Genomic DNA, 26,413 nt, shown 5'->3' with positions numbered 1-26,413 from the left:
CAAGGGCAGCTGACATCATTCGGCTTTTGCCGGACGGCGCAGCCTGATGATCAGAACCGCGGCAAGGGCGGCTGCCAGGCCATACCAGGTGAAGGCATATTGCAAATGAGAATTCGGCAGGTCGATGATGGTGACGCCACCGACAGGCAGCCCGCCGGGGTTCGGCGTCTTGTCGGCGTCGATGAAGATCGCCACCAGCGCGGCACCCGCCGGCAGGCCGGCGCTCGCCGCCATGACATCACGGTCCTTCCAGTAGAAGATGTTTTTCGCCACATCATTGTCGGGCAGCATCATCGACGGCTTGGCCGGCAACGGATTGCGCGCCAGCCCGGTGACCGTGACCTTGCCCGTCACCTGGCCTTGCGGGCGCTTGGCGGCATCCTTGAGATCATAGGGCACGAAGCCGCGGTTGATCAGGACGAAGCGGCCGTCGTCGAGCGCCAGCGGCGTGTAGACATTGAAGCCGGCGTCACCGTCCCAGGTGGCGTAGAAATGCCGCTCGCCGGAGTGCAGGAACGTCCCGCTGACGGTTACCGGCGTGTAGTCGACATCGCCGGTGGCGGTGAATTCATTCTCGACGTCCACCAGCGGCCGCGGCGCAGAGTGAGTGCGCTGGTCGATGGTCGCCAGCAGGCCTTCCTTCCAGTGCAGGCGCTGCACCTGCCAGGTGCCAAGCCCCAGCAGGATGACGAACAGCACCAGGCCGAGGCCGACCAGCAACGCCGCCGTCGGCCGCGAACGGCCGGTGGCTTTGGCCAACGCCTCGCTCATTGCTCGTGGTCCAGCCGGCCTTCGGCAGCCTTGTTGGCATATTGCAGCGTCAGCAGCACGCCCTTGATCAGCCTGAGCGCCGTCAGGCACAGCGCCACCGCCAGCGGTATCCAGATGATGAAATGCAGCCAGAGCGGCGGGCTCAGCGTCACTTCCACCCACAGCGCCAGCCCGACAATGATGAAGCCGATGATCAGGATGACGAACACCGCCGGGCCATCGCCGGCATCGGCATAGGAATAGTCGAGGCCGCAATTCATGCAGCGCTTGCCGACGGTCAGGAAGCCGGAGAACAGCCGCCCTTCGCCGCAACGCGGACAGCGGCCGTGCAGGCCGGCCGAAATCGGCTCGACGGGTGGCCAGATCGCCTTGTCTTCGCTCATGCTTTACGGCTCGATTTCGATCGGTGTTCCATCCGGCACCATAGTCCAGATTTCATCCATGTCTGAGTCGGTAACCGCAATGCAGCCATCGGTCCAGTCGACCAATTGAAGCAGCCAGCCCCATCAGCCGAAACCGTAAACTATGGATGGGCGCCAAAAAGAAGAAAGACGGCCGCATTGCCGCAGCCGCCTCTCTGATTCCTTGAGCGCTGATCCCCCGATGAAAGCCGTCAGTGGCCTTCGATTAGCGCGCCGGACGATCCCCAGACATAGATCGCGCTGAACAGGAACAGCCAGACCACGTCGACAAAGTGCCAGTACCAGGCGGCGGCCTCGAAGCCGAAATGCTGCTTGGGGGTGAAGTCGCCCTTCATGGCACGGATCAGGCAGACAGCCAGGAAGATGGTACCGATGATGACGTGGAAGCCATGGAAGCCGGTCGCCATGAAGAAGGTGGCGCCGTAGATGGAATCCTTGAAACCAAACGGAGCGTGGATGTACTCGTAGGCCTGCACCATGGTGAACAGCATGCCGAGGCCGACCGTCAGCACCAGGCCATTGATCAGCCCCTTGCGATCGCCGTGGATGAGCGAATGGTGCGCCCATGTCACGGTGGTGCCCGACAAAAGCAGGATGATGGTGTTGTAGAGCGGCAGATGGAAGGGATCGAGGACTTCGAGACCCTTCGGCGGCCAGACGCCGCCGGTAAACGCGGTGCGGGCATATTGCTGCGCCTCGCTCGGGAACAGGCTGGCATCGAAATAGGCCCAGAACCAGGCAACGAAGAACATCACTTCCGAAGCGATGAACATGATCATGCCGTAGCGCAGATGCAACGACACGACACGCGTGTGGTGGCCCTCATGCGCTTCCTTGATGGTGTCGGACCACCAGGCGAACATGGTGTAGAGGACGATGATCAGGCCGACGAAGAACAGCCACGGATTGGCGATGTTGTGGCCAAAGATCGGAAAATCGCCGTTCTTGAGATACTGCATCCAGGCAACGCCGCCGACGGCGGTCACCAGCGCCCCGATGGAGCCAAGGAAGGGCCATGGGCTCGGGTTGACGAGATGGTAGTCGTGTTGTGGTTTTGCGTGCGCGTCTGCCATATCAACCCCCGAGATTTGCTTCGGTATCTGAAACTTTGGTGGTGCTGTCCGGCGCCGACAAGGCGACCGGTTTGTTCTTTTCGACCGGAAACATGGTGTACGACAGGGTGATCGTCTTCAAGTCCTTCAGTTCCGGCACGTTGACGATATCAGGATCCACATAGAACACGACCGGCATGTCCAGCGTCTCGCCGGGCTTCAGCGTCGTGTCGATAAAGCAGAAACACTCCACCTTGTTGAAGTATGGGCCTGCCAGTTCCGGCTGCACGTTGAAGGTGGCGCGGCCGGTGATGGCGCGGTCGAATTTGTTGGTGGCGCTGTAATGCGCCTGCGTGGTCTCGCCGATCTTGATGGTGACCGAGCGGGCGACCGGCTGGAACTGCCAGGGAATGCCGTTGGTGTTGGCGTCGAAGCGGACGGTGATGTCACGGTCGAGGACGCGGCCGGCAAACTGCTTTTCGGCGCGCTGCGTGGTGCCGCCATAGCCGGTGGCCTGGCAGAACATCTTGTAGAGCGGCACCGCGGCATAGGCCATGCCGATCATGCCGCCGAAGAAGGCAACGCAAACAGCGGCGACGACTCGGTTGGTGTTCTTCTTTTTGGGATCGGTCACGGTCTGGCGGGTCATCATCGGCCTCACATTCATCCGGTATGGCCGAATTTCACGATCGTCGCGGCATAGAAGATGACGACCAGCACCGCCAGGGCCACGCCGATGGCCGCCGAACGGTTGCGCCGCGCCTTCTTCTGGCTCTCGGTAAGCGTGACCAGTTCAAGCTTCTTGTCGATCATGGTCATGCTCCACCGATGGCCAAGGCGCGACCGACGACACAGTCGGCGAGGTAGATGGCGAAGATGGCAAAGAGGTAGAGCAGCGAATAGGCAAACAACGCCTTGGCCGGCTTCATGACACGGTCGTCGTCCGTCATGCGCAGCACCTTCCAGGCATACCAGACGAAGCCGGCGCCAAGCGCCAGCGAAGCCATACCATAGAAGGCGGTGGTGAAGCCGAGCACCCAGGGCAGCACGCCGATCGGCGCCAGGATCAGCGCATAGGCAAAGATCTGACGCCGGGTCGAGGCCTGGCCGGCGATAACAGGCATCATCGGGATGCCAGCCTTGGAGTAGTCATCGGACTTGAACAGCGCCAGCGCCCAGAAGTGCGGCGGCGTCCACAGGAAGATGATCAGGAACAGGACGAGGCTCTCGAGGCTGACCGTCCCAGTCACCGCCGCCCAGCCGATCACCGGCGGGATGGCGCCGGCGGCACCGCCAATGACGATGTTCTGCGGCGTCGAGCGCTTCAGCCACATCGTGTAGACGACGGCATAGAAGAAGATGGTGAAGGCGAGCAGCGCCGCCGACAGCCAGTTGACCAGCACACCCAGCGTCATCACCGACAGCACCGACAGCACAAGCCCGAAGCTCAGGGCTTCGCCGGGCAGGATGCGGCCGGAAGGCACCGGGCGGCTGGCGGTCCGGCTCATCACCGCGTCGATGTCGGCGTCGTACCACATGTTGAGCGCGCCCGAGGCGCCGGCGCCGATGGCAATGGCCAGGATGGCGATCACCGCCAGCAGCGGGTTGATGGTCACGGGCGCCGCCACCATGCCGACAAAGGCCGTGAACACCACCAGCGACATGACGCGCGGCTTCAGCAGGGCGAAGAAATCGCCCGCGGTTGCTTCCGACATGCGAAAGCCCGCTTCGTCAATCATTGGGTCGTCGACCAGGGCCATGCGTAGTTGAGTCCAATCATTCCGTTGGCCAAAACCGCCGGCGGGCCGGCGGTTTCGTATTCAGCTGCCTTACTTGATCTTCGGCAGCTGTTCCCACTGGTGGAAGGGCGGCGGCGAAGGCAGCTGCCATTCGAGCGTCGTTGCACCTTCGCCCCATGGATTGGCGCCGGCGACCCGCTTCTTCTGGAAAGCCTCGAAGACGCAGTAGAGGAAGATCAAAACGCCGACGGCCGAGATATATGAGCCAATGGACGACACATAGTTCCAGCCGGCAAACGCGTCCGGATAGTCGATGGTACGGCGCGGCATGCCGGCGAGACCGAGGAAGTGCTGCGGGAAGAAGATCAGGTTGACGCCAACAAACGTGACCCAGAAGTGGGTGTTGGCGATCACCGGCGAGTACATGTAGCCGGTCATCTTCGGGAACCAGTAGTACCAGCCGGCGAAGATGGCGAAGACAGCGCCCAGCGACAGCACATAGTGGAAGTGCGCAATGACGAAATAGGTGTCATGCAGCGAGCGGTCGAGGCCGGCATTGGCGAGCTGGACGCCGGTGACGCCACCGATGGTGAACAGGAAGATGAAGCCCAGCGCCCACAGCATCGGCGTCTTGAACGAGATCGACCCGCCCCACATCGTCGCGATCCAGGAGAAGATCTTCACGCCCGTTGGCACCGCGATGACCATGGTGGCGAAGACGAAATAGCGCTGGGTGTCGAGCGACAGGCCGGTCGTGTACATATGGTGCGCCCAGACGATGAAGCCGACGGCACCGATTGCCACCATGGCGTAGGCCATGCCGAGATAGCCGAACACCGGCTTCTTCGAGAAGGTCGAGACGATGTGGCTGATGATGCCGAAGCCCGGCAGGATCAGGATGTACACTTCCGGATGACCGAAGAACCAGAACAGATGCTGGAACAGGATCGGATCGCCGCCACCGTCCGGCGCGAAGAAGGTGGTGCCGAAATTGCGGTCGGTAAGCAGCATGGTGATGCCGCCGGCCAGAACCGGAAGCGACAAGAGCAGCAGGAAGGCAGTGACCAGCACCGACCAGGCAAACAGCGGCATCTTGTGCAGCGTCATGCCCGGCGCGCGCATGTTGAAGATGGTGGTGATGAAGTTGATGGCGCCGAGGATCGAGGAGGCGCCGGCAATGTGGATCGACAGGATCGCCAGATCCATAGCCGGTCCGGGCTGGCCGGAGGTCGACAGCGGCGGATAGAGCGTCCAGCCGCCACCGACGCCAAAGGCGCCGGGCGCGCTCGGCATGAACATCGAGGTGAGCAACAGGATGAAGGCCGGCGGCAGCAGCCAGAACGAAATGTTGTTCATGCGCGGGAAGGCCATATCAGGCGCGCCGATCATGATCGGCACCATCCAGTTGGCGAAGCCGCCGATCAGCGCCGGCATGACCATGAAGAAGATCATGATCAGGGCGTGCGCGGTGCCGAAAGCGTTGTACATGCTCTTGCCGCCGTCGATGGCGGCATCGCCGTTCATGCCGTAGACCATCTGCGCCAGGCCGGTGAATATCTGGATGCCCGGCTCCTGCAGCTCCATACGGATGACGACCGAAAGCGCGCCGCCGACGATGCCCGCGAAGATCGCGAAGATGAGATAGAGCGTGCCGATGTCCTTGTGGTTGGTGGAGTAAACCCACCGGACCCAGCCATGATAGGGCTTGTGGTCGTGGTCGTCGTGAGCTGCAGCATCTGCCATGGTCGGCTCCGTTCCCTAATTCTTGCTAACCCGCGGCATCAATTGCCGGCGGCCGCTACCTTGTTGGTACCGTCGACCTCGGCCATCAGCGCCTTGTTGGCGCCGGGAAGGTCGGTCTTGGCTGCTGCCAGCCAGGTCTTGTACTGCGCGTCGGAGACGACACGGATGGCGATCGGCATGAAGGCGTGGTCCTTGCCGCAGAGCTGCGAGCACTGGCCATAATAGAGGCCTTCCTTCTCCGCCTTGAACCAGGTCTCGTTGGTGCGACCGGGAACCGCGTCCATCTTGATGCCGAAGGCCGGCATGGCGAAGGAATGGATGACGTCGGTCGCGGTGATCAGGACGCGGGTCATGGTGTTGACCGGCACCACCAGCTCGTTGTCGACCGCCAGCAGACGCGGGTAGACCTTGCGGTCTTCCTTGCCGATCGCCGCGCGATCGGCATCCTGAAGGACGGCCGAGTTGAAGGAGAGCGTGTTCTCGGTCTGGTACTCATAGTCCCAGTTCCACTGATTGCCCGTCGCCTTGACGGTCAGCTTGGCTTCTTCCGGCGGCGTGTACTGCGCGGTCAGGAGCTGGAACGAGGGAATGGCGATGAAGAGCAGGATCACGACCGGCCCGACCGTCCAGATAATCTCAATCAGCGTGTTGTGGCTGGTCTTGGACGGAACAGGGTTGACGCTTGCCCGGAACCTGAAGATGCACCAGGCGAGAAGGGCCAGCACCAGGGCGGTGATCGGGACGACGAACCACATCGTGTAGTTCCCGAACCACTCGATCTGCCGCATCATGTCGGTCGCCGGCGGCTGAAAACTGGTCTCCCACGGCTGCGGCTGGGCCGCATGGGCGGAGGCACCGGCGAAAAATGCGACGGCAGCACCTGCTGCTGCCATCAATTTGGCGCTTGCTGGGAATTTTCTCATCGCCCTCATCATCTCCCGGTTCCTCGCGATCGTGGCGTAGGAATAACGTACATCGCCGGGATGGGAATCCCGGACAGTCCCAAGGCTGGTTCAAACCATACTCTATTTCCCTCCGCAAGAAAGGAGCGGACAAAACCGTGCGGCATTTTTGCGCGCAAGCGCGACCACACCGTTTCAGCGGCCTTTTGCCCCGCGCGTATCGTCGACAGATGGGCTATGCGGGCTCGCGGCCGGAATGCGCCCGACGGTCGCAATTCGGGCGAATTTGCTAGGGAAAAGCGCATTATTGCGCTTGCCGGGACTGACCGGCGGTCGCCCTATCCTTTACTTGGCCTTGGCGCGGCTTAAAGTGCCGTGATTCGCAATGGAGCCGTCATGACCTCTTGGCTTTCGAGAAACGCTTGGCATTCGAAAAGCGCTTGGCTTTCGAGAAGCGGGGCGAAGGTCATCTTTCTCGCCGCCCTGATCGGTATCGGCTCGGCCGCAACCGGCGTCGCCAATTCAGCGCAGCCGAGCGGCACGGTCAAGTCGACGCACGGCGCGTGGTCGATCATCTGCGACACGCCGGCCGGCGCCACCTCGGAACAATGCGTGATGATGCAAAACGTCGTCGCCGAGGATCGCCCGGAAATGGGACTTTCGGTCGTCGTGTTGCGCACGGCAGATAACAAAGCCGAGATCCTGCGCGTGCTGGCGCCGCTCGGCGTGCTCCTGCCCAACGGGCTCGGCCTCAATGTCGATGGCAAGGACATCGGCCGCGCCTATTTCGTGCGCTGCTTCCAGGACGGCTGCTATGCCGAGGTCATTCTCGAAAAGCCGCTGCTCGACACGCTGAAGACCGGGACGTCGGCCACCTTCATCGTCTTCCAGACGCCGGAAGAGGGCATCGGCATCCCCGTCGACCTCAAGGGCTTCGCCGACGGTTTTGCCGCTCTGCCCTGAGCTTGTTGTCCAGGCGGTCGCCGGCTAGCGATTCTCATTGCGGATTGTGCAGGCGCGTCTTCGCGCCTACATCGTGGCAACAACCATTCCTCGCGTGAACGGACCTGCCATGAACAGCCTGATCGGCCAATTCGATATTTCAGACGATCGCATCAAGCAAATCGTCGCCGAGACCCTTAACGGCGCCGACGACGGCGAGCTGTTCCTCGAATACAGCGAGAGCGAAGCGCTGATGTTCGACAATGGCAAGCTGAAGACCGCCAATTTCAACACCGATCAGGGTTTTGGCCTGCGCGCCGTGGCCGGCGAGGCCAGCGGTTACGCCCATTCCAGCGATCTGTCCGAAGCGTCGCTGCTGCGCGCGGCGGACGCCGTCTCAACCGTCAAGGGCGGCTATTCCGGCACGCTTGCCGCCGCACCCGCGCGCACCAACCGCCATCTCTATGGCGACGAGAACCCGATCCCCTCGCCTTCTTTCGAGGTCAAGGCCAAGCTGTTGCAGGAGATCGACGCATGGCTGCGGGCAGAGGATCCGCGCGTGCGCCAGGTGACGGCCTCACTCGCGGCGTCCTGGCAGCATGTCGAGATCGTGCGCGCCGACGGCCAGATGGTGCGCGATATCCGGCCGCTGGTCCGCATCAACGTCTCGGTCATCGTCGGCGATGGCGACCGCCAGGAAAGCGGCTCCTACGGCATGGGCGGGCGCAAGGCGTTCGGCGAGTTCCTGGTCGAGGACAGCTGGAAGCATGCCGCCAAGGAGGCGCTGCGCCAGGCGCTGGTCAACCTCGAAGCCATCCCGGCGCCGGCCGGCACGTTCGACATCGTGCTGTCCAGCGGCTGGCCGGGCGTCATGCTGCACGAGGCCGTCGGCCACGGGCTGGAAGGCGATTTCAACCGCAAGAAGACGTCAGCGTTCGCCGGACTGCTGGGCCAGCAGGTGGCGGCCAAGGGCGTCACCGTGGTCGATGACGGCACCATGCCCGAGCGGCGCGGCTCGCTGACCGTCGACGATGAAGGCACGCCATCGGCCCGCAATGTGCTGATCGAGGACGGCAAGCTGGTCGGCTACATGCAGGACCGCCAGAACGCCCGGCTGATGGGCATGAAGGCGACCGGCAACGGCCGGCGCGAAGGCTATGCGCACCAGCCCATCCCGCGCATGACCAACACCTACATGACATCTGGCGACATGGAACCGGACGAGATCATCGCCTCGGTCAAGAACGGCATCTATGCCGTTTCCTTCGGCGGCGGCCAGGTCGACATCACCTCGGGCAAGTTCGTGTTCGGCTGCACCGAGGCCTACATGATCGAGAACGGCAAGGTGACGCAGCCGATCAAGGGCGCCATGCTGATCGGCAACGGGCCGGACGCCATGCACCGCGTGTCGATGATCGGCAATGACATGAAGCTCGACAACGGCATCGGCATGTGCGGCAAGGCCGGACAGGGCGTGCCTGTCGGCGTCGGCCAGCCGCATCTGAGGATGAACCAGATGACGGTCGGCGGCACCAGGGTTTGAGGATACAAATCCGGCCGGCTTGAATAGCTGCCGCAATAAGACTATCTTACCTTTGTCTTACACAAAGGTGTGCCGCGATGGCTGCGACAGAAAAGCTTATAACGACCGTCTCCACCAAAGGACAGGTAATCCTGCCCAGCGCGATCCGGAAACGGAGGGACTGGGGCGCGGGCACGCGCCTTCAGGTCGAAGACACGCCGGACGGAGTGCTTTTGAAATCGGCGCCGGCCTTTGCCCCGACGCGACCAGAAGATGTCTTTGGCGTCCTACCGCACAGTGGCAGGCCGAAGACGCTGGAGGAAATGGACGCGGGCGTCCTTGCTGAAGCACGACGGCGCCATGCTCGCGATTGATACCAACGTTGTCGTCAGGTATCTGACGAACGACGATCCCGAGCAGTCCCCGCGAGCCCGGCGGCTGATCGACGGTCAACCCGTCTTTGTCACCGTCACGGTGATCCTGGAGGCTGAGTGGGTGCTGCGCAGCGCCTATGGTTATGATCAGGCCTCGATCGTCAATGCACTGCGGGTGTTCGGCGGGCTTCCCGCTGTCGAGATAGAGGATGCTGCGATTGTCTCTTCCGCGCTCGATCTAGCCGAGACGGGAATGGATTTCGCCGATGCGCTCCATCTGGGCAAGTCCTCGCACTGCTCTGCGTTTGTGACCTTCGACCGCAAGTTCATTAAGGCCGCACAAGCGGCCGGGTACGAAAGCGTCCACGAAGGCTAGGATGCGAGCCGATTACGTCTTGCGGGGAGCGGCAAACTCAAGCACGGCGTTGTGAAAAATCGGCGGATTAACGTCGCCTTTTCGGCTTCTCCAGCAGCGCCACGGCCTCGACATGCGGCGACCACAGGAACTGGTCGATCGGCGTCACGCTTTTCAGGACATAGCCGCCGTCCATAAGGATACGCAGGTCCCGGGCCAGCGTCACCGGGTTGCAGGAGACGGCGGCGACGAACGGCACGTCGGAACGGGCGATCTGTTTCGACTGGTCCTCGGCGCCGGCGCGCGGCGGGTCGAAGACGACGCCGTCGAAGGCGTTCAGCTCCTTGAACGTCAGCGGCCGGCGGAACAGGTCGCGGCGCTCGCCGGTTACCCGTTTCAGGCCGGTCGCGAAGCGTGATCCCCGGTCGAGCGCCGAAAGGGCGGCGGCGTCGCCTTCGACCGCATGGACCTCGGATTTCGCCGCAAGCCGAAGTGCAAAGCTGCCGCAACCGGCGAAAAGATCCGCGACCTTCTTGGCGCGTTTCAAATGTCCGCCAACGAGGTCGGCCATCGTCTGTTCGGCGGCTTCGGTGGCCTGCAGGAAGGCGCCGGGCGGCACGGCGACAGCGACGGTGCCAAACATGACCACCGGCTTTTTCGGCTCGATGACGATCTCGTCGTCGATCGAAAGCCGGGCAAATCCATTGGCCATGACGAAGTTGGAGGCGACCCGACGCTGGTTCTCGCCCAGCTTGCCCGACTCATAGACCGCGACGTCAAGGCCAGAACCCGTCACAGTGACGGCCATCCGGAACGATTTGGTCGTGGCGCAAACCAGGTCGGCGACGGATCGCAAGCGATCGAGCGCGGCGACGATCTCCGGCAGCGAGATCGGGCATTCCTCGATCGGAATGATTTCCGGCGACAGATGGCGATGGAAGCCGAGCAGCATGCCGGTGTCGGCACGCCTTGCGGCAAGCACGACGCGGCGGCGTGTGTGTGGCGCACACGGCACCAAGGCGCCGATGTCGCCGGCAATGCCCTTCAAGGCATGCACGACCTTGTCGCGTTTCCATTGCTGGTAGGAGTCGGCTTGCAGATGCTGGACGGCGCAGCCGCCGCATTCGGTGAAATGCCGGCAGGCCGGCTCGATGCGCAGTGGCGAGGCCTCCAGCACCGCCATCAGCGTGGCCCGGTCCCTTTCGCGCGCCGCGGTGACGGTTTCGCCGGGCAAGGTGAAGGGGATGAACAGCTCGCCGGTTTCCGTCTCGGCGACACCATCGCCTTGCGAGCCCAATCTCTTGATGGTGAAGCGCGTGCTCATCGGTCCTTGATCCCACCGAGCAGGAATTCGCGGTTGCCGTCGCCGCCTTCGATCGGCGACATGTGCAGACCCAGTGTACGCCAGCCAGGGACGCCTTCGAGCCATTCCTGCAGCAGGCCGGCAACGCGGGCGGCGTCATAGGGGTCTTTCAGCAAGCCGCCCTTGCCGATCGCCTCGCGGCCGGCCTCGAATTGCGGCTTGACCAGAAATACCGCGCGAGCGCCGTCCCGTGCCAATGCCAATGCCGGCGGCATCGCCAGTTTCAGCGAAATGAAGCTGACGTCGGAGACGATGAAATCAGGGACACGGCCGCCGAGATCGGCAGCCGTGAGCTCACGCGCGTTCAAGCCCTCGATCACGGTGACGCGCGGGTCGGACGAGACACCGGGATGCATCTGGCCGTGGCCGACATCGATCGCCGTGACATGGGCCGCGCCGCGTTCAAGCAGAACCTGGGTGAAGCCGCCGGTCGAGGCGCCGACATCAAGGGCTTCGGAGCCCGAGGGATCGAGACTGAAATGGTCGAGCCCGGCGATCAGCTTCAGCGCCGCGCGTGAGACATAGCTCTGCGCGGGATCGTCGATGGCGATGAGACATTGTGGCAGAACCGTCTGGCCGGGCTTGCGGGCGATCACTCCGTCGACCGTCACGGTGCCACGCTCGATCGCGTCACGGGCGCGCGAGCGGCTCGCGCACAAGCCGCGCTGGACGAGCAGTTCGTCGAGCCGCTGGCGTGTGCTGGCTGGCAGAGGGGAGTTCATCGGCCTTCATGGCGAAAGCCGGTCGCGAAGGCAAGGACATTGGGACGAGAGAGGCGAGAGAGGCTGGCCGGCCCATGCCGCGCGATGGGCGGTGTGTACGCGATATGTGGTTCTAGAAAATGGTACGTGAAACCGGCCGTTCGACGGCGGGCACCAGGCCATCACCCGCGTCGCCCGCGGCCTGCTTGCGCGGCGGCTCGGCAGGCACGACCGGCGCATCCGGCACGACGACGAGCTGCGGCACCTGCTTGTAGGAGAAGCCGCCCCTGATGTTTCCCATCTTGCCGGCGACGATCTCGACCACCGCTTGTTCGAGCTTACGGTCGTAGCGCGTTTCGGCCACGGCCGGCGCGGCGATGACGGCCAAAAGGGCCACGCCGCACAGAAGCGTTCGCATTGTTTTTAACTCCCTGCCTTGGTCGGGTTCTAGCAGGGCGGCGTTGAAAAACGGCCAAAAGACACGGTAAGCGAAACGCCAAACAGAAGCGTTAACAGAACGTTACGGAAGAAAGCCGGCAAACCGCTTCAAAGGCTTGAGATTTTGATTCAGGCGCGCTGCGCGTGGGCCGAATGGCCAAGCGCAACGAACACCGTGCGCACGATGCCGGCGGCATCGAGCCCGGCATCGGCATACATTTTTTCCGGCTTGGCGTGGTCGGTGAACTCGTCCGGCAGCACCAGCGGCCGCACTTTGAGGCCGCTTTCCAGCAGGCCTTCATGGGCGAGGAACTGCAGCACATGGCTGGCGAAACCGCCGATAGCGCCCTCTTCCACTGTCACCAGCACTTCGTGCGAGCGGGCGAGCCGGCGGATCAGATCCTCGTCGAGCGGCTTGGCGAAACGGGCGTCGGCAACCGTCGTCGACAGCCCGGCAGCACCGAGTTCCTCGGCCGCGATCAGGCAATCCTGCAGCCGCGTGCCGAAGGACAGGAGCGCCACCTTGGTGCCTTCCCTGACGATGCGGCCCTTACCGATTTCGAGCACCGAGCCGCGCTCCGGCATGTCGACGCCGACGCCATTGCCGCGCGGATAGCGGAAGGCGATCGGGCCCTCATCATAATAGGCGGCGGTGCGCACCATGTGGCGAAGCTCCGCTTCGTCGGCGGCCGCCATCACCACAAAGCCCGGCAGCGTTGCCAGGAAAGTGGTGTCGAAGGCGCCGCAATGGGTAGCGCCGTCGGCGCCGACAAAACCGGCGCGGTCTATCGGGAAGCGCACCGGCAATTTCTGGATCGCCACGTCATGGACGACCTGGTCGTAGGCGCGCTGCAGGAAGGTTGAGTAGATGGCGGCGAAGGGCTTGTAGCCTTCGGTGGCGAGGCCGGCGGCAAACGTCACCGCATGTTGCTCGGCGATGCCGACATCGAAGGTCCTGGTCGGGAAAGCCTCGCCGAACAGATCGAGGCCGGTGCCGTTCGGCATGGCGGCGGTGACGGCGACGATACGGTCGTCGGCGCGCGCTTCCTGGATCAGGCTTTCGGCGAACACCTTAGTGTAGGCCGGTGCATTGGCCGGCGCCTTGGTCTGCGCGCCGGTGATGACGTCGAACTTATTGACGCCGTGATATTTGTCGGGTGCAGCCTCGGCCGGGCCGTAACCCTTGCCCTTCTGGGTCACGACATGGATCAGCACCGGGCCGTCGGCATTGTCGCGGACATTCTTCAGGACCGGGATCAAATGCTCGAGATTGTGCCCGTCGATGGGGCCGATATGGTAGAAGCCGAGCTCCTCGAACAGCGTGCCGCCGGTGACGTAGCCGCGCGCATGCTCGACCGCCCGCTTGATGGCGCGGTCGGCGCGCTTGCCGAGATAAGAGGTCAGTTTCTTGCCGAAATCGCGCAGGCCGAGATAGGTCTTCCCTGAAGCCAGCCGCGCCAGATAGGCGCTCATGGCGCCGGTCGGCGGCGCGATCGACATGTCGTTGTCGTTGAGGATGACGATCAGCCGGGCATCGAGCGCGCCGGCATTGTTCAGCGCCTCGAAGGCCATGCCGGCCGACATGGCGCCATCGCCGATGACGGCAATGACATTGTTGTTGCCACCGGCGAGGTCGCGCGCCATGGCCATGCCGAGGCCGGCGGAAATCGAGGTCGAGGAGTGCGCGGCGCCGAACGGGTCGTATTCGCTCTCAGTGCGACGGGTGAAGCCGGACAGGCCACCTTCCTGCCTGAGCGTGCGGATGCGGTCGCGGCGGCCGGTCAGGATCTTGTGCGGATAGGCCTGGTGGCCAACATCCCAGATGACGCGGTCTTCCGGCGTGTTGAAGACGTAGTGCAACGCCACCGTCAGCTCGACGACACCAAGGCCGGCGCCGAGATGCCCGCCCGTATGCGAGACGGCATCGATCAGCTCGGCGCGCAACTCCGAGGCCAGCTGCGGCAGCTCGCTTTCGTCAAGCTTCTTCAGGTCGGCGGGAATGCGTACCTTGTCGAGAAGCGGCGTATGCAGCGTTGCGTTCACTGTTAAAGGACCTGCTCAGCTAAGATGCGCGTCGATCATGGGCGAAATATGCCTGCGCCGCCCGAATGTAAATGCGTGTCAGTGACGCGGGTGAAGCTGGCGTTAATTGTCCGGTAACGGAATGAACTCTTCCTCGTCTCCAGGAACGATATCGAAGCGGCCCGTCTTCCATTCCTGCTTGGCCTGTTCGATGCGCTCCTTCGAAGACGAGACGAAGTTCCACCAGATATGGCGTGGGGAGCCGAGCGATGCCCCGCCAAACAGCATGAAATGCGCGCCACGCTCGGACGAAACAACAATTTCGTCCCCGGGCCGGAACACCAGCAGCCGCTCGGCCGGAAAGCGGTCGCCCGAGATCGAGACATCGCCGTCCAGCGTGTAGATGGCGCGTTCCTCGGCGTCGGCGGGAATTTTGACGCTGGCGCCGGGCGCCAGGCGCAAATCGGCGTAGAGCGTTTCGGTGTCGGCTCTTACCGGCGAGCGAAGCCCCTGGAAGTCACCGATCACCACGCGGCCACTGACGCCCTCGGCGTCGATTTCAGGAAGAAGGAGCGCCGCGGTGTTCTCGAACACCGGCGCCACTTCCTCCTTGCCGTCGGGCAAGGCCAGCCAGGTCTGCAGGCCGGAGACCGACATCGGCGCGCCGCGCAGTTCTTCGGGCGTGCGCTCGGAATGGACGATACCGCGGCCGGCCGTCATCAAATTCACGTCGCCGGGCTGGATGACCATTTCGGTGCCGAGCGAATCGCGGTGCCTGATGTTGCCGTCGAACAGATAGGTGACGGTGGAAAGTCCGATATGCGGGTGGGGCCGGACATCGAGCGCCTGGCCGGCGCGCAATATGGCCGGACCCATGCGGTCGAAGAAGATGAAGGGACCGACCAGCCGCCGCTTTGCCGTTGGCAGCGCCCGGCGAACCTGGAAGCCGTCAATGTCCTTGGCGTTCGGAATGACCATCAGCTCGATCTGGTCGCTGGCGAAGGCGTCGCCAGGCTCAGGGTCCTTGCCGGGGAAGAAACTCATCTGGATTTCCTCAGGCGAAGCGCAACGCCGATTTGGCTTTTGCCTTGGCCGCCACCTCTTCGCGATTGCGCGGATGATGGTTGGTTTCGAGCGAATGCAGCAATTCATGCGCCGATTCAGCGATCGCCTCGACGGCGCGGTCGAAGGCCGCCTGGTTACGCTGCGAGGGCCGCGTCGTTCCGCTCAATTTGCGCACGAACTGAAGGGCTGCATCGCGGATCTCGTCATGGGTTGCCGGCGGATCGAAATTGAACAGGGTCTTGATGTTTCTGCACATGCTTGAACTCCTTACCTGCTTTCTCTGCCCGCCCCGTTTGACAAATTACTCCGCGTCGAGCGGCTCCGTTCCCACCGGCTTGCCGTCGCGCGACAGCCGGATCTTCTCGACCTTGTCTTCGGCCGACTTGAGCAGCCGGTCGCAATGGGCCTTCAGCGCCTCGCCGCGCTCATAGATCTTGATCGACTGATCGAGCGGCACGTCGCCGCGTTCGAGATCATCGACGATCTTTTCCAGCGCGTCGAGTGCCTGCTCGAAGCTCATCGCCTTGACGTCTTCGTTTGCTTCGCCAGCCATACCCTATCCCTTCATCAGCCGCCCGACATGGGCGGCGACCGAAAATGCCAAACCCTGCAGATCGTAGCCGCCCTCGAGCAGGCTGACGAGCCGGTTGCTGCTGTGGCGCCCGGCGCGTTCCAGCAGCTGGCCGGTCGCCCAGTCGAAATCGTCCTCGCTGAGGTTGATCTCAGCCAGAGGATCGCGATGGTGGGCGTCGAAACCGGCGGAAATGATGATCAAATCGGGGGCGAAATTGTCGAGCGCCGGCAGGACGCGCGACAGCAAGGCATCGCGAAACATGTCCGAGCCGGTCTGCGGCGCCAAAGGTGCGTTGACGATGTTGCCCGCACCGGTTTCGTTCTTGGCGCCGGTGCCGGGATAAAGCGGCATCTGGTGCGTCGAACAATAGAGCACCGACGGGTCGTCCCAGAAGATATCCTGCGTGCCGTTGCCGTGATGCACATCCCAATCGACGATGGCGACGCGCTCGGCGCCGTGTTTCCTTTGCGCATAACGCGCCGCGATCGCCGCGGTGTTGAACAGGCAAAAGCCCATCGCCGTGGTCTTTTCGGCGTGGTGACCGGGCGGACGCGCGGCGACGAAGGCATTGGCAACGCGGCCCTCGAAGACGTCGTCGACGGCGGCATTGGCCGCACCGATCGCGGTGACCACCGCCTGCCAGCTTTTCGGACTGGCGCTGGTGTCGGCGTCGATCGGGACGATGCCGCTTTCGGGGATCGCGGCGCGGACGCGGGCGACGAAATCCTCAGGATGCGCATAAAGGATGGTGGCCTCGTCACCCGCCGGCGCCGTCACCCGATCGAGTGCGGCAAAGGCCTCGTCGTCGAGCACGCGCTCTATGGCGCGCAGGCGATCTGGCCGCTCGGGATGACCGGGCGGCGTCAGATGTTCGAGAAAGATCGGATGGGTGTAGAGCCTTGTGACCATGACCCGATATAGGCGCGCCCGGCCGCTTTGACCATGGTTTGGCGCCGCGCCATCAAGACGTTCAACAGAGATTAAGTGCTCGGCTGCGTCCAGCGCGAGCCGCCGAAGGAAGCCAGCGCCTTGTCCTTGAGTTCCCTGAACTTGGACGACGCCTCGGCCAGCCGCCGGTCCCATTCAGCGTTCGGCACCTGGCCTTCGATGGTCTTGAAATAGACCTGCATCAGGCAAGCGATTGCGAAGGGTTCGATGAAGGCCGCCTTGAAGGCCCAGGCAAGGAGGATGGCGAGCACGAACGCCCAGCCGCCAAGCTGCCCCGGTATGAACCACATGATGGCGGCGGCCGGCGCCAGCATCAGCAGGAAGATGACGAAGGACACGCCCCACATGATGACAGCCAGCCAGACGGCGTTCTTGACCATGGTCTTGCCGTTCTGGGCGTAGAGCACGACGCCTTGCCGGGCGGTTTCGAAGGGCGAGGACGAGTTGATGCGGATGTTGTAGCCGAGGATGATCTCGTCGACATAGGTCAGCGACAGGCGGATCACCGTGTTGATGAAAGCGACCAGGCCGCCGAGGCCCGGAATGGGCAGGAAAGCGGCGATGCCGCCGATAAGGCCGGTGATGGCGCGGATGGCGCCCTTGACCAGCTGGTCGACCACGAACAGGATGTTGGCCTCGGCAAAACGCTCCTTCACCACATCCTTGGCGTAGGCGATCTGGTCCTGGCCATTGGGAATGTCGCGGCCGTCGATCAAATGGACCATGACGGCGATATGGCCGGCCTTGACGACGTAGAGGATGTATTCGCGGACCCAGTAGAGGGCGATCGAAACGACGCCGATGCCGACGATGCCGCCCCAGAGCGCAAAGGACAGCGGGCCGTCGGGATCGGTGGAGATGTGGCCGACGCCATAGCCGACCGAGGCGCCGCTGCCGGTCGCCACGATGTAGGCCAGCGTGATGCCGAAATAGACGATCATGCGAAAGACGATGAACGGCCATGTCCTGATCATGATGGACACCGACCTGCCGATCTCGAAATCCCACATACCCCGAATCTCCCCTCAGAGATGGAGGCGGAGGATGAACCCGGGTCCGGAATTGTCAATCTCGGCAAATGCCGGGTCTCGGCTGGTAAGAGTTCAGACCGGCTGCGAACCCTGCTTTTTGAGCAGTCCTTCGAGCAGTTGCTTGAAGGCCACCACCACGGTCTTCGACGTCGCTTCGGGGTCGCTCGAATTGGCGATCCGCTGCGCCGCCTGGCTGCTGGCGCCGTTGATCAGCCGCGCGGCGGTTTCGGGGTCGACGCCGGGCACGACCACCCCCTCCTGTTGCAGACTGGTCAGATGATCGGTCATTGAACCGACGCAGGCATTGGCATTCGGCCATTGCGCTGGATCCCCCAGAACGGCCGGGCCATCCCTGAACATGATGCGCTGAATCTCCGGCTCCAGCGCCATCTCGATATAGGTTGTGCATTCGTCGACGAAATGCTGCCAGCGGCTCGGCGCTTTCGACGCGATCTCATTTATGCGAACCGCCATCTCGCCGTCGATTTCGGCGATGACCGCCTGCAGCAGCCCCTTCTTGTCGCCGAAATGATGGTAAAGAGCGCCGCGCGTCAGCCCGGCTGATGCGGTGAAGTCGTCCATCGAGGCTTCGGCATAGCCGATCGTGCCGAAAGCGTGGCGGGCCGCCGTGATCAGCTTGGCGCGCGTTTCGGCAATCATCTCCTTGCGGGGTCTGTGCATGGCTCTGGACCTATCCACATACGCTTCGTATGCCAATTGACATACGCGACGTATGAACTATTTAACAATCATACGCATCGTATGTAATTGTCGAATTGGCCTTTGTCGAGGAACCAGCCATGCAAAACCCATACTCGGAAATCTTTCGCGCCCCCGGAGCCAAGGGCTTTGCTGCCGCAGGCTTCCTGGCGCGCCTGCCGATCGCCATGGCGCCGATCGGTATCGTCGCGATGCTGGCGCAGACGCGCGGCGAATACTGGCTGGCGGGTGCGGTGTCGGCGACCTTCGCGCTGAGCAACGCTTTCGTGGCGCCGCAGATCTCACGGCTGGTCGACCGCCTCGGCCAGACGCGGATCGTGGTTCCCACCACCATCGTCACCGTGCTCGCCTTCGCGGTGCTGATTGCGGCAGCCAATCAGGACTGGCCGGAATGGACACTGTTCGTTTCGGCGCTGGCTGCCGCCGCCATGCCCAGCATGCCAGCAATGGTGCGCGCGCGCTGGACCGAGATTTTTCGCGGCCGGCCGCAGATGAACACCGCTTTCGCCTTCGAGTCCGCGGCGGACGAGCTGGTCTACATTGCAGGGGCATCGCTGTCGGTGGGCTTGAGTGCCGCCCTCTTCCCGGAAGCTGGTGTTCTGGTCAGCACACTGTTCCTCGCCATTGGCTCGACAGCCTTCATCCTGCAGCGTTCGACCGAGCCGCAAGTGCGTCCGGTGGATCATGTCACGAGCGGCTCGGCCATTCGGCTACGGCCAGTGCAGATCATCACCTTTGCCCTGATCTTTGTCGGCGCGACCTTCGCCACGACGGAAGTGAGCACGGTGGCGATCACCAAGGAGCTCGGCCAGCCCGGCGCCGCCAGCCTCGTCATCGGCGTCTATGCGCTGGGATCGTTCGTGCTTGGCCTCGTCGTCGGCGCGCTCAATCTGAAGGCGCCGCTGCAACGCCAGCTGGCCATCGCGGTCGCGCTCGTCGCGCTCGGCACGCTGCTGCCGCTCACCGCTGGCACTGTGCCGCTGCTGGCGCTGACCGTGTTCGTCAGCGGCGTGGCGATCTCGCCGACCTTCATCACCGCCTTCGGCCTGATCGAGCGGCACGTGCCGGAAGCGATGCTGACCGAAGGCATCACCTGGGTGATGACCGGCATCGGCATCGGCATGGCGCTCGGCTCGTTTGCCGCCGGCGCGGTGGTGGATGAGTTCGGCGCCCGGAACGGGTTCTGGGTTTCGGTGGCTTCAGGCACTATTGCACTGGTCACCGTGCTCGCCGGCCAGCGCAGCCTGGCCACCCACACATGCGATCTGGACGGCTGCGACGCTGCCGCCGTTCCCGCGGAATAACGTGGACAAGCATTCAGCCGTTTCGATAATGCCGACGTTTTAGAATTGGCGGCGACCTCCGGGACGTCGTCATCCCAGGGCGAAGCAGGAGCGAAGCTCCGTCGCGGAGACCCTGGAATCCATGCCGTTACCTCTGCCGTAGAGTGCAGCGGAGCAGAATTCTGAACCGTAGCGGCACGTAAAAGTCGCGGCATGGATCCTCGGGTCTGCGCCGCGTCGCTGCGCTCCTTGCTTCGCCCGTGGATGACGAAGAGATGGGCGTCTCATGCCAATCTCCGAAGCAAGCGACTCTAAACGCAGGCGCTTGCGATCCGCTAAGCCCAGCGCCTGGGATTAGAAAATCTCGGTCTTGGCGATGTGAATACCAAAGCCCTCAAGCCCGACATAGTGGCGCTCGCGAGAGGCGATCAGGTTGATCGAGGAAATGCCGAGATCCTTCAGGATCTGGGCGCCAAGGCCGATTTCGCGCCATTCGTTCTCGCGGCGGCGCGCCTCTTCGTGATCCTCACGGTCGCCGCTCTGCGGCCGCTTGCGCTCCTGATGGGCGACGCCGACGGAACCCTCTCTGAGATAGACGATGACGCCGCGCTTGCGCTCGCCCATCGCTTTCATGATGGCGTCGAGCCGGTGGCTGGTGCCGAACACGTCGGTCACCACATCCTCCGAATGCAGCCGCACCGGCACATCCTCGCCGTCGCGGATATCGCCGAAGACGATGGCGACATGGTGCATCGAATCCCAGGGCAGTGTGTAGGTGAAGACCTGCGCCTTGCCGCCAAGCGTGTCGATCTCGGAACAGGCGACGCGCTCGACCAGTGTTTCCTTGCGTTGCCGATAGGCAATGAGGTCGGCGACCGAAACCTGCTTTAGGCCGTGTTCCTCGGCAAAGCTCGCCACCTGCGGGCCGCGCTTGACGGTGCCGTCGTCATTGACCAGTTCCGAAATGACGCCGACCGGCGGCAGGCCGGCAAGTTTGCACAGATCAACCGCGGCTTCGGTATGGCCCGAGCGCATCAGCACGCCGCCTTCGCGGGCGATCAGCGGGAAGATGTGGCCGGGACGGACGAAATCCGAGCCACCGACATTGCCATTGGCGAGGTTGCGCACGGTCAGTGTGCGGTCCTCGGCCGAAATGCCGGTCGTGGTGCCATGCTTGAAATCGACGCTGACGGTGAAAGCGGTGGTGTGGGCGGAATCATTGTCGGCGACCATCGGCGACAGGTTCAGCCGCTTGGCCTCCTCGCGCGGCATCGGCGTGCAGACGATGCCTGAGGTGTGGCGGATGATGAAGGCCATCTTTTCCGGCGTGCAGTGCACGGCGGCAACGATCAGGTCGCCCTCATTCTCGCGCCCGTCATCGTCCATGACGACGACGATCTCGCCGCGTTCGAAGGCGCGGATGGCTTCGACGATTTTCTTCTGATCGTAAGGCATTGGCTCGCTTCGCTCGTAGGAAATAGGGATTGGGCAGTAGGGATTAAGGAAGAAAAAGGGCTGTCGGGCTGGCCTACTGCCTATTCCCTACTGCCTATTCCCTTTCCCGTCTGTCCTCGATGCCGCAGATAATGATCGGCGATGGCGCAGGCAACCATGGCTTCGCCGATCGGCACGGCGCGGATGCCGACGCAGGGGTCATGGCGGCCCTTGGTCATGACGTCGACGTCGTTGCCGTCCTTGTCGATGGATTTGCGCGGCGTCAGGATCGACGAGGTCGGCTTGACGGCGAAGCGGGCGACGATGGCCTGGCCGGTCGAGATGCCGCCCAAAATGCCGCCGGCATTGTTGGACAGGAAGACCGGCTTGCCGTCATTGCCCATGCGCATCTCGTCGGCATTCTGTTCGCCGGTGATGCGGGCGGCTTCGAAACCGTTGCCGATCTCGACGCCCTTGACGGCGTTGATCGACATCAGGCCGGACGCAATGTCCTGGTCGAGCTTGGCGTAGATCGGCGCGCCGAGGCCGGCCGGCACGCCGTCGGCGACGATCTCGATGACCGCGCCGACCGAGGAGCCGGATTTGCGGATGCCGTCGAGATAGCTGGTGAAGATCGGAACCGAGGCCGGATCGGGGGTGAAGAATGGGTTTTCGGCGTCACCGATGAAATTCCAGTTCCAGTTGGCGCGGTCGATCGATTTTTCGCCCATCGAGACCAGCGCGCCGCGCACCACCATGCCGGGCACCACCTTGCGGGCGAGCGCACCAGCAGCCACCCGCGCTGCCGTCTCGCGGGCTGAGGAGCGGCCGCCGCCGCGATGGTCGCGCACGCCGTATTTGACGTCATAGGTGTAGTCGGCGTGGCCGGGCCGGTACTGGCGGGCGATCTCGCCATAATCCTTGGAGCGCTGGTCGACATTCTCGATCAGCATCGAGACCGGCGTGCCGGTGGTGATCATCGTCTCGCCGTCGTCGTCGAGGATGAAGCCAGACAGGATCTTGACCTCGTCGGGTTCGCGGCGCTGCGTCACAAAACGTGACTGGCCAGGACGGCGCTTGTCGAGTTCGGTCTGAATATCTTGCCGCGTGAAGCGGATGCCGGGCGGGCAGCCGTCGACGACGCAGCCTAGCGACGAGCCATGGCTTTCGCCCCAGGTGGTGACGCGGAACAGATGGCCGAACGTGTTGTGAGACATGGAATTTTGCCCTGCCCGGCAGCGGAACCGGATCAAGGGTGCGTTCTATTGGCGTTTTCCCCAGGGGTCAAACTGTGATCCGGCGGTTTTAGTTTTGACACATTCGGTTGGTTTCTGCTCTCTTCCATCCGCCCGTTGAAAAGCTCGCCGCTACCTGTGCAGGCGCAATGACAAAGAGGACGACGATGCGTACCCTGATCGGCGCTGCTGCCGCCATGTTGCTGATTTCCACCGCCGCCTATGCTGGCCAGACCGAAGGCTTGATCAAGAAGGTCGACAAGGACGCGCTGACGCTGACGCTGGAGGACGGCAAGTCCTACAAGCTCAACGCCGAGACCGATCTCGACTCGCTGAAGCCCGGCATGGATATCGTCATTGCCTATGACGTGACGAATGGCGAGAACGTCGTCACCGACATGGAACTGCCGGATACCGAATAGTATTTATGTCCGGAGCGCACCAAACAGGACGAGCGTCCTGTTTGGTGGCGATTGGCTGTTCGAGGTTTTAGGCTTCCAGCCCTAAAGCCATTGCAGACGCCCGTCCTGCAGCCTGAGCACGCGGTCCTGCGGCATTTCCAGGTTTGCCGCTTCGTGCTCGGAAACACCTTCCACCATCCTGAAGAGGGTCCGCATGACGCCGCCATGCGTGACGCAGACCGTCTGGCGGTCCAGCGCGTCGAACCAGGGCTTCACCCGTTCGAGCAGCATCTGGTAACTTTCGGCGCCCTCGCCCGGCGGCTGGAAATTCCACTTGTCGCGCCGGCGCGCCTTCGGCGAGCCGGGGCTGTGCGCCTCAAGTTCGGCAAAGGTAAAGCCCTGCCAATCGCCAAAGTGCACCTCGACCAGTCGCGGGTCGGTGCGGTAGGCGTCCGGATCGAGCCCCATTGCCGCGCGCAGGCGCTGCATCGTCTCACGCGTCCGCTTCATCGGGCTGGCGACAAAATCGAAATCGCCGGGATTGTCGATCAGTCCGGCCAACCGCCGTCCGTTGCGGGTCGCCTGCTCGCGGCCGAGCGCATTGATATCGGTGTCGGCCTGGCCCTGCAGCCGGGCCTCTGCATTCCACTGCGTCTGGCCGTGGCGCACGATGTAGACGAGCGGAACCATCAGGTCTTCCGGGTGTCAGGGCGGGCAAGCGGAAACTGCGGCAGGACTATTCCTTGACGGTCGAAATGTCCGGCGCGTCGACCGCCTTCATACCGACGACATGATAGCCGGAATCGACGTGGTGGACCTCGCCGGTGACGCCACGCGACAGGTCGGACAGGAAATAGACGCCGGAATCGCCGACTTCTTCCTGGGTGACGGTCTGCTTCAGCGGCGAATTGTATTCATTCCACTTCAGGATGTAGCGGAAATCGCCGATGCCGGAGGCGGCCAAGGTCTTGATCGGGCCGGCCGAGATGGCGTTGACGCGTATCTTCTTGCCGCCGAGGTCGACGGCGAGATAACGCACGCTGGCTTCCAGCGCGGCCTTGGCGACGCCCATGACGTTGTAGTGCGGCATCACTTTTTCGGCGCCGTAATAGGTCAGCGTCAGCAGCGAGCCGCCATCGGTCATCAGCGCCTCGGCGCGCTTGGCGATGGTGGTGAAGGAATAAACCGAAATGTCCATGGTGCGCAGGAAATTGTCGCGCGTCGTCTCGACATAGCGGCCGGTCAGCTCGTCCTTGTCGGAGAAGGCGATGGCATGGACGAGGAAGTCGAGCTTGCCCCAATGCTTGGCGACATTGGCAAAAACTTCATCCAGGCTCGCCGGGTCGGTGACGTCGCAATGGCCGGCGACAAAGGCGCCCAGTTCCGCCGCCAGCGGCTCGACGCGCTTCTTGAACGCCTCGCCCTGATAGGTCAGCGCGATCTCGGCGCCATGGTCGACGCAGGCCTTGGCGATGCCGTAGGCGATCGATCTGTTGTTGGCGACGCCCAGTATAAGCCCGCGCTTGCCGGCCATAAGGCCCTGTCCACCCGCCATGTCAGCGCTCTCCGAAAGATTTTCTGCTTTGGAGTGCCTATCGCACAGGCAGAAAGGCGCTTCAAGCGCAGACGGGCCGCGCGTTCAATTCAGACACAAGGCAAACAACGATTGGGGGTATGTAACGTGTTTGTGAGCTTCAAATGGCTCACTGCGGCCAGCGCGCCCCGACGGCCCAGGCCCGCGACCGACCAGCCGAATCGGTCGGTCGGCACCGGATGCGACCCTATTCCGTCACTTTGCGCCAGGGAATGAGCATTCCCACCTGCTTGCGGTAGAGGCGGTACTGATCGCCGAACATCGCGATGAGATCGCGTTCCTCGAGGAAGATGCCGAGCAGGATGTAGCCGGTGCTGCCCACCGCGAAGAGCAGATGGCCCCATGTCATCGACGGCGTCGCCCAGAAGGCCAGAAGAAACCCGACATAAAGCGGGTGCCGGACCCATTTGTAGAACAGCGGTGTCCTGAACACCGGCGGCGCCGGTTCCGTCTTGCGCAACGCCGCCAAGGCCTGGCGCAGGCCAAACAGTTCGAAATGGTTGATCAGAAAGGTGCTGATCAGCAGAACCGCCCAGCCGAGCCAGAACACGCACTGGATGATGGCGACCCACATCGGATTCTCGACCGTCCAGACGGGACCGGGGATTGGCCGCCACTGCCAGTAGAGCAGCAGCAGGATGAGGCTGGCCAAAAGCACATAGGTGCTGCGTTCAGCTGTGTGCGGGACAATCCGCGTCCACCAGCGCTTGAACACCGGCCGCGCCATGATGCTGTGCTGGGCGGCGAAAAGACCGAGCAGCAAGGCGTTGATGATGATGGCTTCGACCGGGTTTCCCGCGATTCCCGAATCGATCGATTTCGGTACGGCTGTATTGCTGACAAAACCAACCGCATAGAGAAACGAGCCGAGGAAGATCAGGTATGCGGCAACGCCGTAGATAAGGGTGATTACGCCCGCCATGACTGCCCCTCCATGCAAGCACCAATATTCGGTCGGTCGACCGAATTCGCGTCAAAAACCATAAATCTTATAGCAAGTCAACTTGATCGGTCGCTCGACCGAGATAGAGTGGCGCGACGTCCAGCCCGGACAGGAGAAGCTATGACCCGCCCAGATTGTGCCGCTACATGCGGTAGGCACGCCGCATGACGGACGCTGCCGAACCCGTTGCTTCACCCCAGAACAAGCCGAAGCGCGACACCCGCGCCGAACTGATTTCGGCAGCAGAGCTGTGCCTCTATCGAGGCGGCTATGCCGATCTGTCGACGCGCCGCGTTGCCGAGATCGCCGGTGTTCCGCTCAGCCAGATCCACTATCATTTCGGTTCCAAGGAACGGCTGTTCCTGGCCCTGCTCGATCATCTGAACGAGGGGCTGTTGAAGCGCCAGGCGGAGACGTTTGCTGCGCCGATGCCGCTATGGCAGCGTTGGGAGCGCGCCTGCGATTTCCTCAATGAGGATCTGGCCTCCGGCTATGTCCGGATCCTGCACGAGATGATCGCGGCAAGCCTGTCGAGCCCCGAAATCGCCAAGGCGGTGCGCCGTGACCTGCGCGGCTGGTTCGAACTGCTGGAGGGACTGGCGCAAGAGGCGGAGCGGCGGTTCGGCGGCCTCGGGCCATTTTCCGCCGCCGAAGTGACCAGCTTGGTCAGCGCCGCCTTCCTCGGCAGCGAGACGATGATCCTGCTGGAGATCGAGAGCCCACATGTCCCGGTGCGGCAGGCGTTGCGTCGCTTCGGCGAAACCATCCGACGGATGGAGGAAGCTGCGCCCGACGCCTAAAGCGTTTTCACCGTTTCACGGAAACGGCGAAACGCTCTA

Annotated in this window: 30 protein-coding genes and 1 pseudogene; 7 read left to right on the top strand and 24 right to left on the bottom strand. The window is 63.0% G+C overall.

Annotated features, from left to right (window positions below; genetic code table 11):
- Positions 1 to 15: 15 nt before the first annotated feature.
- The 9 genes and pseudogenes from AC1DYO_RS12055 to coxB all read right to left on the bottom strand — a co-directional run bounded on the left by AC1DYO_RS12055 (position 16) and on the right by coxB (position 6,659).
- Complete coding sequence (locus tag AC1DYO_RS12055) at positions 16 to 771, bottom strand: SURF1 family protein (RefSeq protein ID WP_477263396.1); 756 nt, start codon at positions 769 to 771, stop codon at positions 16 to 18.
- Positions 768 to 1,154 carry a DUF983 domain-containing protein gene (locus AC1DYO_RS12050; protein WP_477263394.1) on the bottom strand — a complete coding sequence of 129 codons (387 nt, stop codon included), beginning with the start codon at positions 1,152 to 1,154 and terminating at the stop codon, positions 768 to 770. The genes AC1DYO_RS12055 and AC1DYO_RS12050 overlap by 4 nt, the downstream gene beginning before the upstream one ends.
- Before the next feature lie 3 nt (positions 1,155 to 1,157).
- A pseudogene (locus AC1DYO_RS12045) lies at positions 1,158 to 1,277 on the bottom strand (L,D-transpeptidase family protein); the annotation flags it as partial.
- Positions 1,278 to 1,384: 107 nt separating this feature from the next.
- Positions 1,385 to 2,266, bottom strand: coding sequence for a cytochrome c oxidase subunit 3 (locus AC1DYO_RS12040; RefSeq protein ID WP_181058321.1), 882 nt, complete (start codon positions 2,264 to 2,266; stop codon positions 1,385 to 1,387).
- Position 2,267: 1 nt separating this feature from the next.
- Positions 2,268 to 2,894, bottom strand: a complete 627-nt coding sequence (locus AC1DYO_RS12035) for a cytochrome c oxidase assembly protein (RefSeq protein WP_477263392.1) — start codon at positions 2,892 to 2,894, stop codon at positions 2,268 to 2,270.
- Positions 2,895 to 2,908: 14 nt separating this feature from the next.
- Positions 2,909 to 3,058 carry a hypothetical protein gene (locus AC1DYO_RS12030; protein ID WP_181058533.1) on the bottom strand — a complete coding sequence of 50 codons (150 nt, stop codon included), beginning with the start codon at positions 3,056 to 3,058 and terminating at the stop codon, positions 2,909 to 2,911.
- A 2-nt stretch (positions 3,059 to 3,060) separates the two neighbouring features.
- On the bottom strand, positions 3,061 to 4,005 hold the full coding sequence (locus tag AC1DYO_RS12025; protein WP_477263390.1) for a heme o synthase: 945 nt from the start codon (positions 4,003 to 4,005) through the stop codon (positions 3,061 to 3,063).
- Between the two features lie 69 nt (positions 4,006 to 4,074).
- Positions 4,075 to 5,727, bottom strand: a complete 1,653-nt coding sequence (gene ctaD / locus AC1DYO_RS12020; RefSeq protein WP_181058324.1) for a cytochrome c oxidase subunit I — start codon at positions 5,725 to 5,727, stop codon at positions 4,075 to 4,077.
- A 38-nt stretch (positions 5,728 to 5,765) separates the two neighbouring features.
- Complete coding sequence (coxB, locus tag AC1DYO_RS12015) at positions 5,766 to 6,659, bottom strand: cytochrome c oxidase subunit II (RefSeq protein ID WP_235984292.1); 894 nt, start codon at positions 6,657 to 6,659, stop codon at positions 5,766 to 5,768.
- A gap of 366 nt (positions 6,660 to 7,025) precedes the next feature.
- On the opposite strand from coxB, the gene AC1DYO_RS12010 reads away from it, so the two are divergent.
- The 4 genes from AC1DYO_RS12010 to AC1DYO_RS11995 all read left to right on the top strand — a co-directional run bounded on the left by AC1DYO_RS12010 (position 7,026) and on the right by AC1DYO_RS11995 (position 9,843).
- On the top strand, positions 7,026 to 7,592 hold the full coding sequence (locus AC1DYO_RS12010; RefSeq protein WP_477263388.1) for an invasion associated locus B family protein: 567 nt from the start codon (positions 7,026 to 7,028) through the stop codon (positions 7,590 to 7,592).
- 109 nt (positions 7,593 to 7,701) lie between these two features.
- Entirely contained in the window at positions 7,702 to 9,114 is a 1,413-nt protein-coding gene (tldD, locus tag AC1DYO_RS12005) for a metalloprotease TldD (RefSeq protein ID WP_477263386.1), read from the top strand.
- A 77-nt stretch (positions 9,115 to 9,191) separates the two neighbouring features.
- Complete coding sequence (locus AC1DYO_RS12000) at positions 9,192 to 9,467, top strand: AbrB/MazE/SpoVT family DNA-binding domain-containing protein (protein WP_477263384.1); 276 nt, start codon at positions 9,192 to 9,194, stop codon at positions 9,465 to 9,467.
- Positions 9,454 to 9,843: a type II toxin-antitoxin system VapC family toxin gene (locus AC1DYO_RS11995; RefSeq protein WP_477263865.1), complete on the top strand. Its 390-nt coding sequence runs from the start codon at positions 9,454 to 9,456 to the stop codon at positions 9,841 to 9,843. Before AC1DYO_RS12000 ends, AC1DYO_RS11995 begins: the two co-directional genes overlap by 14 nt.
- A 67-nt stretch (positions 9,844 to 9,910) precedes the next feature.
- On the opposite strand, the gene AC1DYO_RS11990 is transcribed toward AC1DYO_RS11995, so the two are convergent.
- From AC1DYO_RS11990 to AC1DYO_RS11945, 10 genes are all read right to left on the bottom strand, one after another.
- Entirely contained in the window at positions 9,911 to 11,146 is a 1,236-nt protein-coding gene (locus tag AC1DYO_RS11990; protein WP_477263382.1) for a class I SAM-dependent RNA methyltransferase, read from the bottom strand.
- Positions 11,143 to 11,907, bottom strand: coding sequence for a TlyA family RNA methyltransferase (locus tag AC1DYO_RS11985; protein WP_477263380.1), 765 nt, complete (start codon positions 11,905 to 11,907; stop codon positions 11,143 to 11,145). The genes AC1DYO_RS11990 and AC1DYO_RS11985 overlap by 4 nt, the downstream gene beginning before the upstream one ends.
- Before the next feature lie 112 nt (positions 11,908 to 12,019).
- Positions 12,020 to 12,304 (bottom strand): hypothetical protein, encoded by a 285-nt coding sequence (locus AC1DYO_RS11980; RefSeq protein WP_477263378.1) that lies wholly within the window; start codon positions 12,302 to 12,304, stop codon positions 12,020 to 12,022.
- A gap of 149 nt (positions 12,305 to 12,453) precedes the next feature.
- Positions 12,454 to 14,367, bottom strand: a complete 1,914-nt coding sequence (dxs, locus tag AC1DYO_RS11975; RefSeq protein WP_477263376.1) for a 1-deoxy-D-xylulose-5-phosphate synthase — start codon at positions 14,365 to 14,367, stop codon at positions 12,454 to 12,456.
- Positions 14,368 to 14,469: 102 nt separating this feature from the next.
- Positions 14,470 to 15,390 (bottom strand): pirin family protein, encoded by a 921-nt coding sequence (locus AC1DYO_RS11970; RefSeq protein ID WP_477263374.1) that lies wholly within the window; start codon positions 15,388 to 15,390, stop codon positions 14,470 to 14,472.
- A 10-nt stretch (positions 15,391 to 15,400) separates the two neighbouring features.
- On the bottom strand, positions 15,401 to 15,667 hold the full coding sequence (locus AC1DYO_RS11965; RefSeq protein WP_112563862.1) for a DUF2277 domain-containing protein: 267 nt from the start codon (positions 15,665 to 15,667) through the stop codon (positions 15,401 to 15,403).
- A 45-nt stretch (positions 15,668 to 15,712) separates the two neighbouring features.
- Positions 15,713 to 15,964, bottom strand: coding sequence for an exodeoxyribonuclease VII small subunit (locus AC1DYO_RS11960; RefSeq protein WP_112396785.1), 252 nt, complete (start codon positions 15,962 to 15,964; stop codon positions 15,713 to 15,715).
- 3 nt (positions 15,965 to 15,967) lie between these two features.
- Positions 15,968 to 16,894: a histone deacetylase family protein gene (locus tag AC1DYO_RS11955; RefSeq protein WP_477263372.1), complete on the bottom strand. Its 927-nt coding sequence runs from the start codon at positions 16,892 to 16,894 to the stop codon at positions 15,968 to 15,970.
- Positions 16,895 to 16,965: 71 nt separating this feature from the next.
- Positions 16,966 to 17,943 carry a hypothetical protein gene (locus tag AC1DYO_RS11950; protein ID WP_477263370.1) on the bottom strand — a complete coding sequence of 326 codons (978 nt, stop codon included), beginning with the start codon at positions 17,941 to 17,943 and terminating at the stop codon, positions 16,966 to 16,968.
- 93 nt (positions 17,944 to 18,036) lie between these two features.
- Complete coding sequence (locus AC1DYO_RS11945; RefSeq protein ID WP_477263368.1) at positions 18,037 to 18,645, bottom strand: TetR/AcrR family transcriptional regulator; 609 nt, start codon at positions 18,643 to 18,645, stop codon at positions 18,037 to 18,039.
- Between the two features lie 119 nt (positions 18,646 to 18,764).
- On the opposite strand from AC1DYO_RS11945, the gene AC1DYO_RS11940 reads away from it, so the two are divergent.
- On the top strand, positions 18,765 to 19,988 hold the full coding sequence (locus AC1DYO_RS11940; RefSeq protein WP_477263366.1) for an MFS transporter: 1,224 nt from the start codon (positions 18,765 to 18,767) through the stop codon (positions 19,986 to 19,988).
- Between the two features lie 333 nt (positions 19,989 to 20,321).
- Here the strand turns inward: AC1DYO_RS11940 and ribB are convergent, their stop codons facing one another.
- Together ribB and aroC are read right to left on the bottom strand one after the other, a co-directional pair.
- Positions 20,322 to 21,422 carry a 3,4-dihydroxy-2-butanone-4-phosphate synthase gene (ribB, locus tag AC1DYO_RS11935; RefSeq protein WP_477263364.1) on the bottom strand — a complete coding sequence of 367 codons (1,101 nt, stop codon included), beginning with the start codon at positions 21,420 to 21,422 and terminating at the stop codon, positions 20,322 to 20,324.
- 80 nt (positions 21,423 to 21,502) lie between these two features.
- The gene (aroC, locus tag AC1DYO_RS11930; protein ID WP_477263362.1) at positions 21,503 to 22,618 is read right to left on the bottom strand and encodes a chorismate synthase; all 1,116 of its coding nucleotides are present in this window, start codon (positions 22,616 to 22,618) and stop codon (positions 21,503 to 21,505) included.
- A 185-nt stretch (positions 22,619 to 22,803) separates the two neighbouring features.
- Between aroC and AC1DYO_RS11925 the strand changes: the two genes are divergently transcribed.
- Positions 22,804 to 23,058, top strand: a complete 255-nt coding sequence (locus tag AC1DYO_RS11925) for a DUF1344 domain-containing protein (protein WP_023747552.1) — start codon at positions 22,804 to 22,806, stop codon at positions 23,056 to 23,058.
- Positions 23,059 to 23,139: 81 nt separating this feature from the next.
- On the opposite strand, the gene AC1DYO_RS11920 is transcribed toward AC1DYO_RS11925, so the two are convergent.
- From AC1DYO_RS11920 to mddA, 3 genes are all read right to left on the bottom strand, one after another.
- Positions 23,140 to 23,727 carry a histidine phosphatase family protein gene (locus tag AC1DYO_RS11920; RefSeq protein ID WP_477263360.1) on the bottom strand — a complete coding sequence of 196 codons (588 nt, stop codon included), beginning with the start codon at positions 23,725 to 23,727 and terminating at the stop codon, positions 23,140 to 23,142.
- A gap of 46 nt (positions 23,728 to 23,773) precedes the next feature.
- On the bottom strand, positions 23,774 to 24,592 hold the full coding sequence (gene fabI / locus AC1DYO_RS11915) for an enoyl-ACP reductase FabI (protein WP_477263358.1): 819 nt from the start codon (positions 24,590 to 24,592) through the stop codon (positions 23,774 to 23,776).
- Positions 24,593 to 24,818: 226 nt separating this feature from the next.
- Complete coding sequence (gene mddA / locus AC1DYO_RS11910; protein WP_477263356.1) at positions 24,819 to 25,553, bottom strand: methanethiol S-methyltransferase; 735 nt, start codon at positions 25,551 to 25,553, stop codon at positions 24,819 to 24,821.
- Positions 25,554 to 25,738: 185 nt separating this feature from the next.
- Here mddA and AC1DYO_RS11905 point away from each other — a divergent pair, with 185 nt between their 5' ends.
- Entirely contained in the window at positions 25,739 to 26,374 is a 636-nt protein-coding gene (locus AC1DYO_RS11905; RefSeq protein ID WP_477263354.1) for a TetR/AcrR family transcriptional regulator, read from the top strand.
- Positions 26,375 to 26,413 lie beyond the last annotated feature (39 nt).

The sequence above is a fragment of the Mesorhizobium sp. P2_F5 genome (assembly GCF_056403715.1).
This window is presented reverse-complemented; position numbering and strand designations above follow the sequence as displayed.

Bases quoted from the DNA above. Each gene is read 5' to 3' on its own strand.
- AC1DYO_RS12055 (WP_477263396.1), bottom strand. From the start codon at position 771: ATGAGCGAGGCGTTGGCCAAAGCCACCGGCCGTTCGCGGCCGACGGCG.
- AC1DYO_RS12050 (WP_477263394.1), bottom strand. From the start codon at position 1,154: ATGAGCGAAGACAAGGCGATCTGGCCACCCGTCGAGCCGATTTCGGCC.
- AC1DYO_RS12040 (WP_181058321.1), bottom strand. From the start codon at position 2,266: ATGGCAGACGCGCACGCAAAACCACAACACGACTACCATCTCGTCAAC.
- AC1DYO_RS12035 (WP_477263392.1), bottom strand. From the start codon at position 2,894: ATGACCCGCCAGACCGTGACCGATCCCAAAAAGAAGAACACCAACCGA.
- AC1DYO_RS12030 (WP_181058533.1), bottom strand. From the start codon at position 3,058: ATGATCGACAAGAAGCTTGAACTGGTCACGCTTACCGAGAGCCAGAAG.
- AC1DYO_RS12025 (WP_477263390.1), bottom strand. From the start codon at position 4,005: ATGGCCCTGGTCGACGACCCAATGATTGACGAAGCGGGCTTTCGCATG.
- ctaD (WP_181058324.1), bottom strand. From the start codon at position 5,727: ATGGCAGATGCTGCAGCTCACGACGACCACGACCACAAGCCCTATCAT.
- coxB (WP_235984292.1), bottom strand. From the start codon at position 6,659: ATGAGGGCGATGAGAAAATTCCCAGCAAGCGCCAAATTGATGGCAGCA.
- AC1DYO_RS12010 (WP_477263388.1), top strand. From the start codon at position 7,026: ATGACCTCTTGGCTTTCGAGAAACGCTTGGCATTCGAAAAGCGCTTGG.
- tldD (WP_477263386.1), top strand. From the start codon at position 7,702: ATGAACAGCCTGATCGGCCAATTCGATATTTCAGACGATCGCATCAAG.
- AC1DYO_RS12000 (WP_477263384.1), top strand. From the start codon at position 9,192: ATGGCTGCGACAGAAAAGCTTATAACGACCGTCTCCACCAAAGGACAG.
- AC1DYO_RS11995 (WP_477263865.1), top strand. From the start codon at position 9,454: ATGCTCGCGATTGATACCAACGTTGTCGTCAGGTATCTGACGAACGAC.
- AC1DYO_RS11990 (WP_477263382.1), bottom strand. From the start codon at position 11,146: ATGAGCACGCGCTTCACCATCAAGAGATTGGGCTCGCAAGGCGATGGT.
- AC1DYO_RS11985 (WP_477263380.1), bottom strand. From the start codon at position 11,907: ATGAACTCCCCTCTGCCAGCCAGCACACGCCAGCGGCTCGACGAACTG.
- AC1DYO_RS11980 (WP_477263378.1), bottom strand. From the start codon at position 12,304: ATGCGAACGCTTCTGTGCGGCGTGGCCCTTTTGGCCGTCATCGCCGCG.
- AC1DYO_RS11970 (WP_477263374.1), bottom strand. From the start codon at position 15,390: ATGAGTTTCTTCCCCGGCAAGGACCCTGAGCCTGGCGACGCCTTCGCC.
- AC1DYO_RS11965 (WP_112563862.1), bottom strand. From the start codon at position 15,667: ATGTGCAGAAACATCAAGACCCTGTTCAATTTCGATCCGCCGGCAACC.
- AC1DYO_RS11960 (WP_112396785.1), bottom strand. From the start codon at position 15,964: ATGGCTGGCGAAGCAAACGAAGACGTCAAGGCGATGAGCTTCGAGCAG.
- AC1DYO_RS11955 (WP_477263372.1), bottom strand. From the start codon at position 16,894: ATGGTCACAAGGCTCTACACCCATCCGATCTTTCTCGAACATCTGACG.
- AC1DYO_RS11950 (WP_477263370.1), bottom strand. From the start codon at position 17,943: ATGTGGGATTTCGAGATCGGCAGGTCGGTGTCCATCATGATCAGGACA.
- AC1DYO_RS11945 (WP_477263368.1), bottom strand. From the start codon at position 18,645: ATGCACAGACCCCGCAAGGAGATGATTGCCGAAACGCGCGCCAAGCTG.
- AC1DYO_RS11940 (WP_477263366.1), top strand. From the start codon at position 18,765: ATGCAAAACCCATACTCGGAAATCTTTCGCGCCCCCGGAGCCAAGGGC.
- ribB (WP_477263364.1), bottom strand. From the start codon at position 21,422: ATGCCTTACGATCAGAAGAAAATCGTCGAAGCCATCCGCGCCTTCGAA.
- aroC (WP_477263362.1), bottom strand. From the start codon at position 22,618: ATGTCTCACAACACGTTCGGCCATCTGTTCCGCGTCACCACCTGGGGC.
- AC1DYO_RS11925 (WP_023747552.1), top strand. From the start codon at position 22,804: ATGCGTACCCTGATCGGCGCTGCTGCCGCCATGTTGCTGATTTCCACC.
- AC1DYO_RS11920 (WP_477263360.1), bottom strand. From the start codon at position 23,727: ATGGTTCCGCTCGTCTACATCGTGCGCCACGGCCAGACGCAGTGGAAT.
- fabI (WP_477263358.1), bottom strand. From the start codon at position 24,592: ATGGCGGGTGGACAGGGCCTTATGGCCGGCAAGCGCGGGCTTATACTG.
- mddA (WP_477263356.1), bottom strand. From the start codon at position 25,553: ATGGCGGGCGTAATCACCCTTATCTACGGCGTTGCCGCATACCTGATC.
- AC1DYO_RS11905 (WP_477263354.1), top strand. From the start codon at position 25,739: ATGACGGACGCTGCCGAACCCGTTGCTTCACCCCAGAACAAGCCGAAG.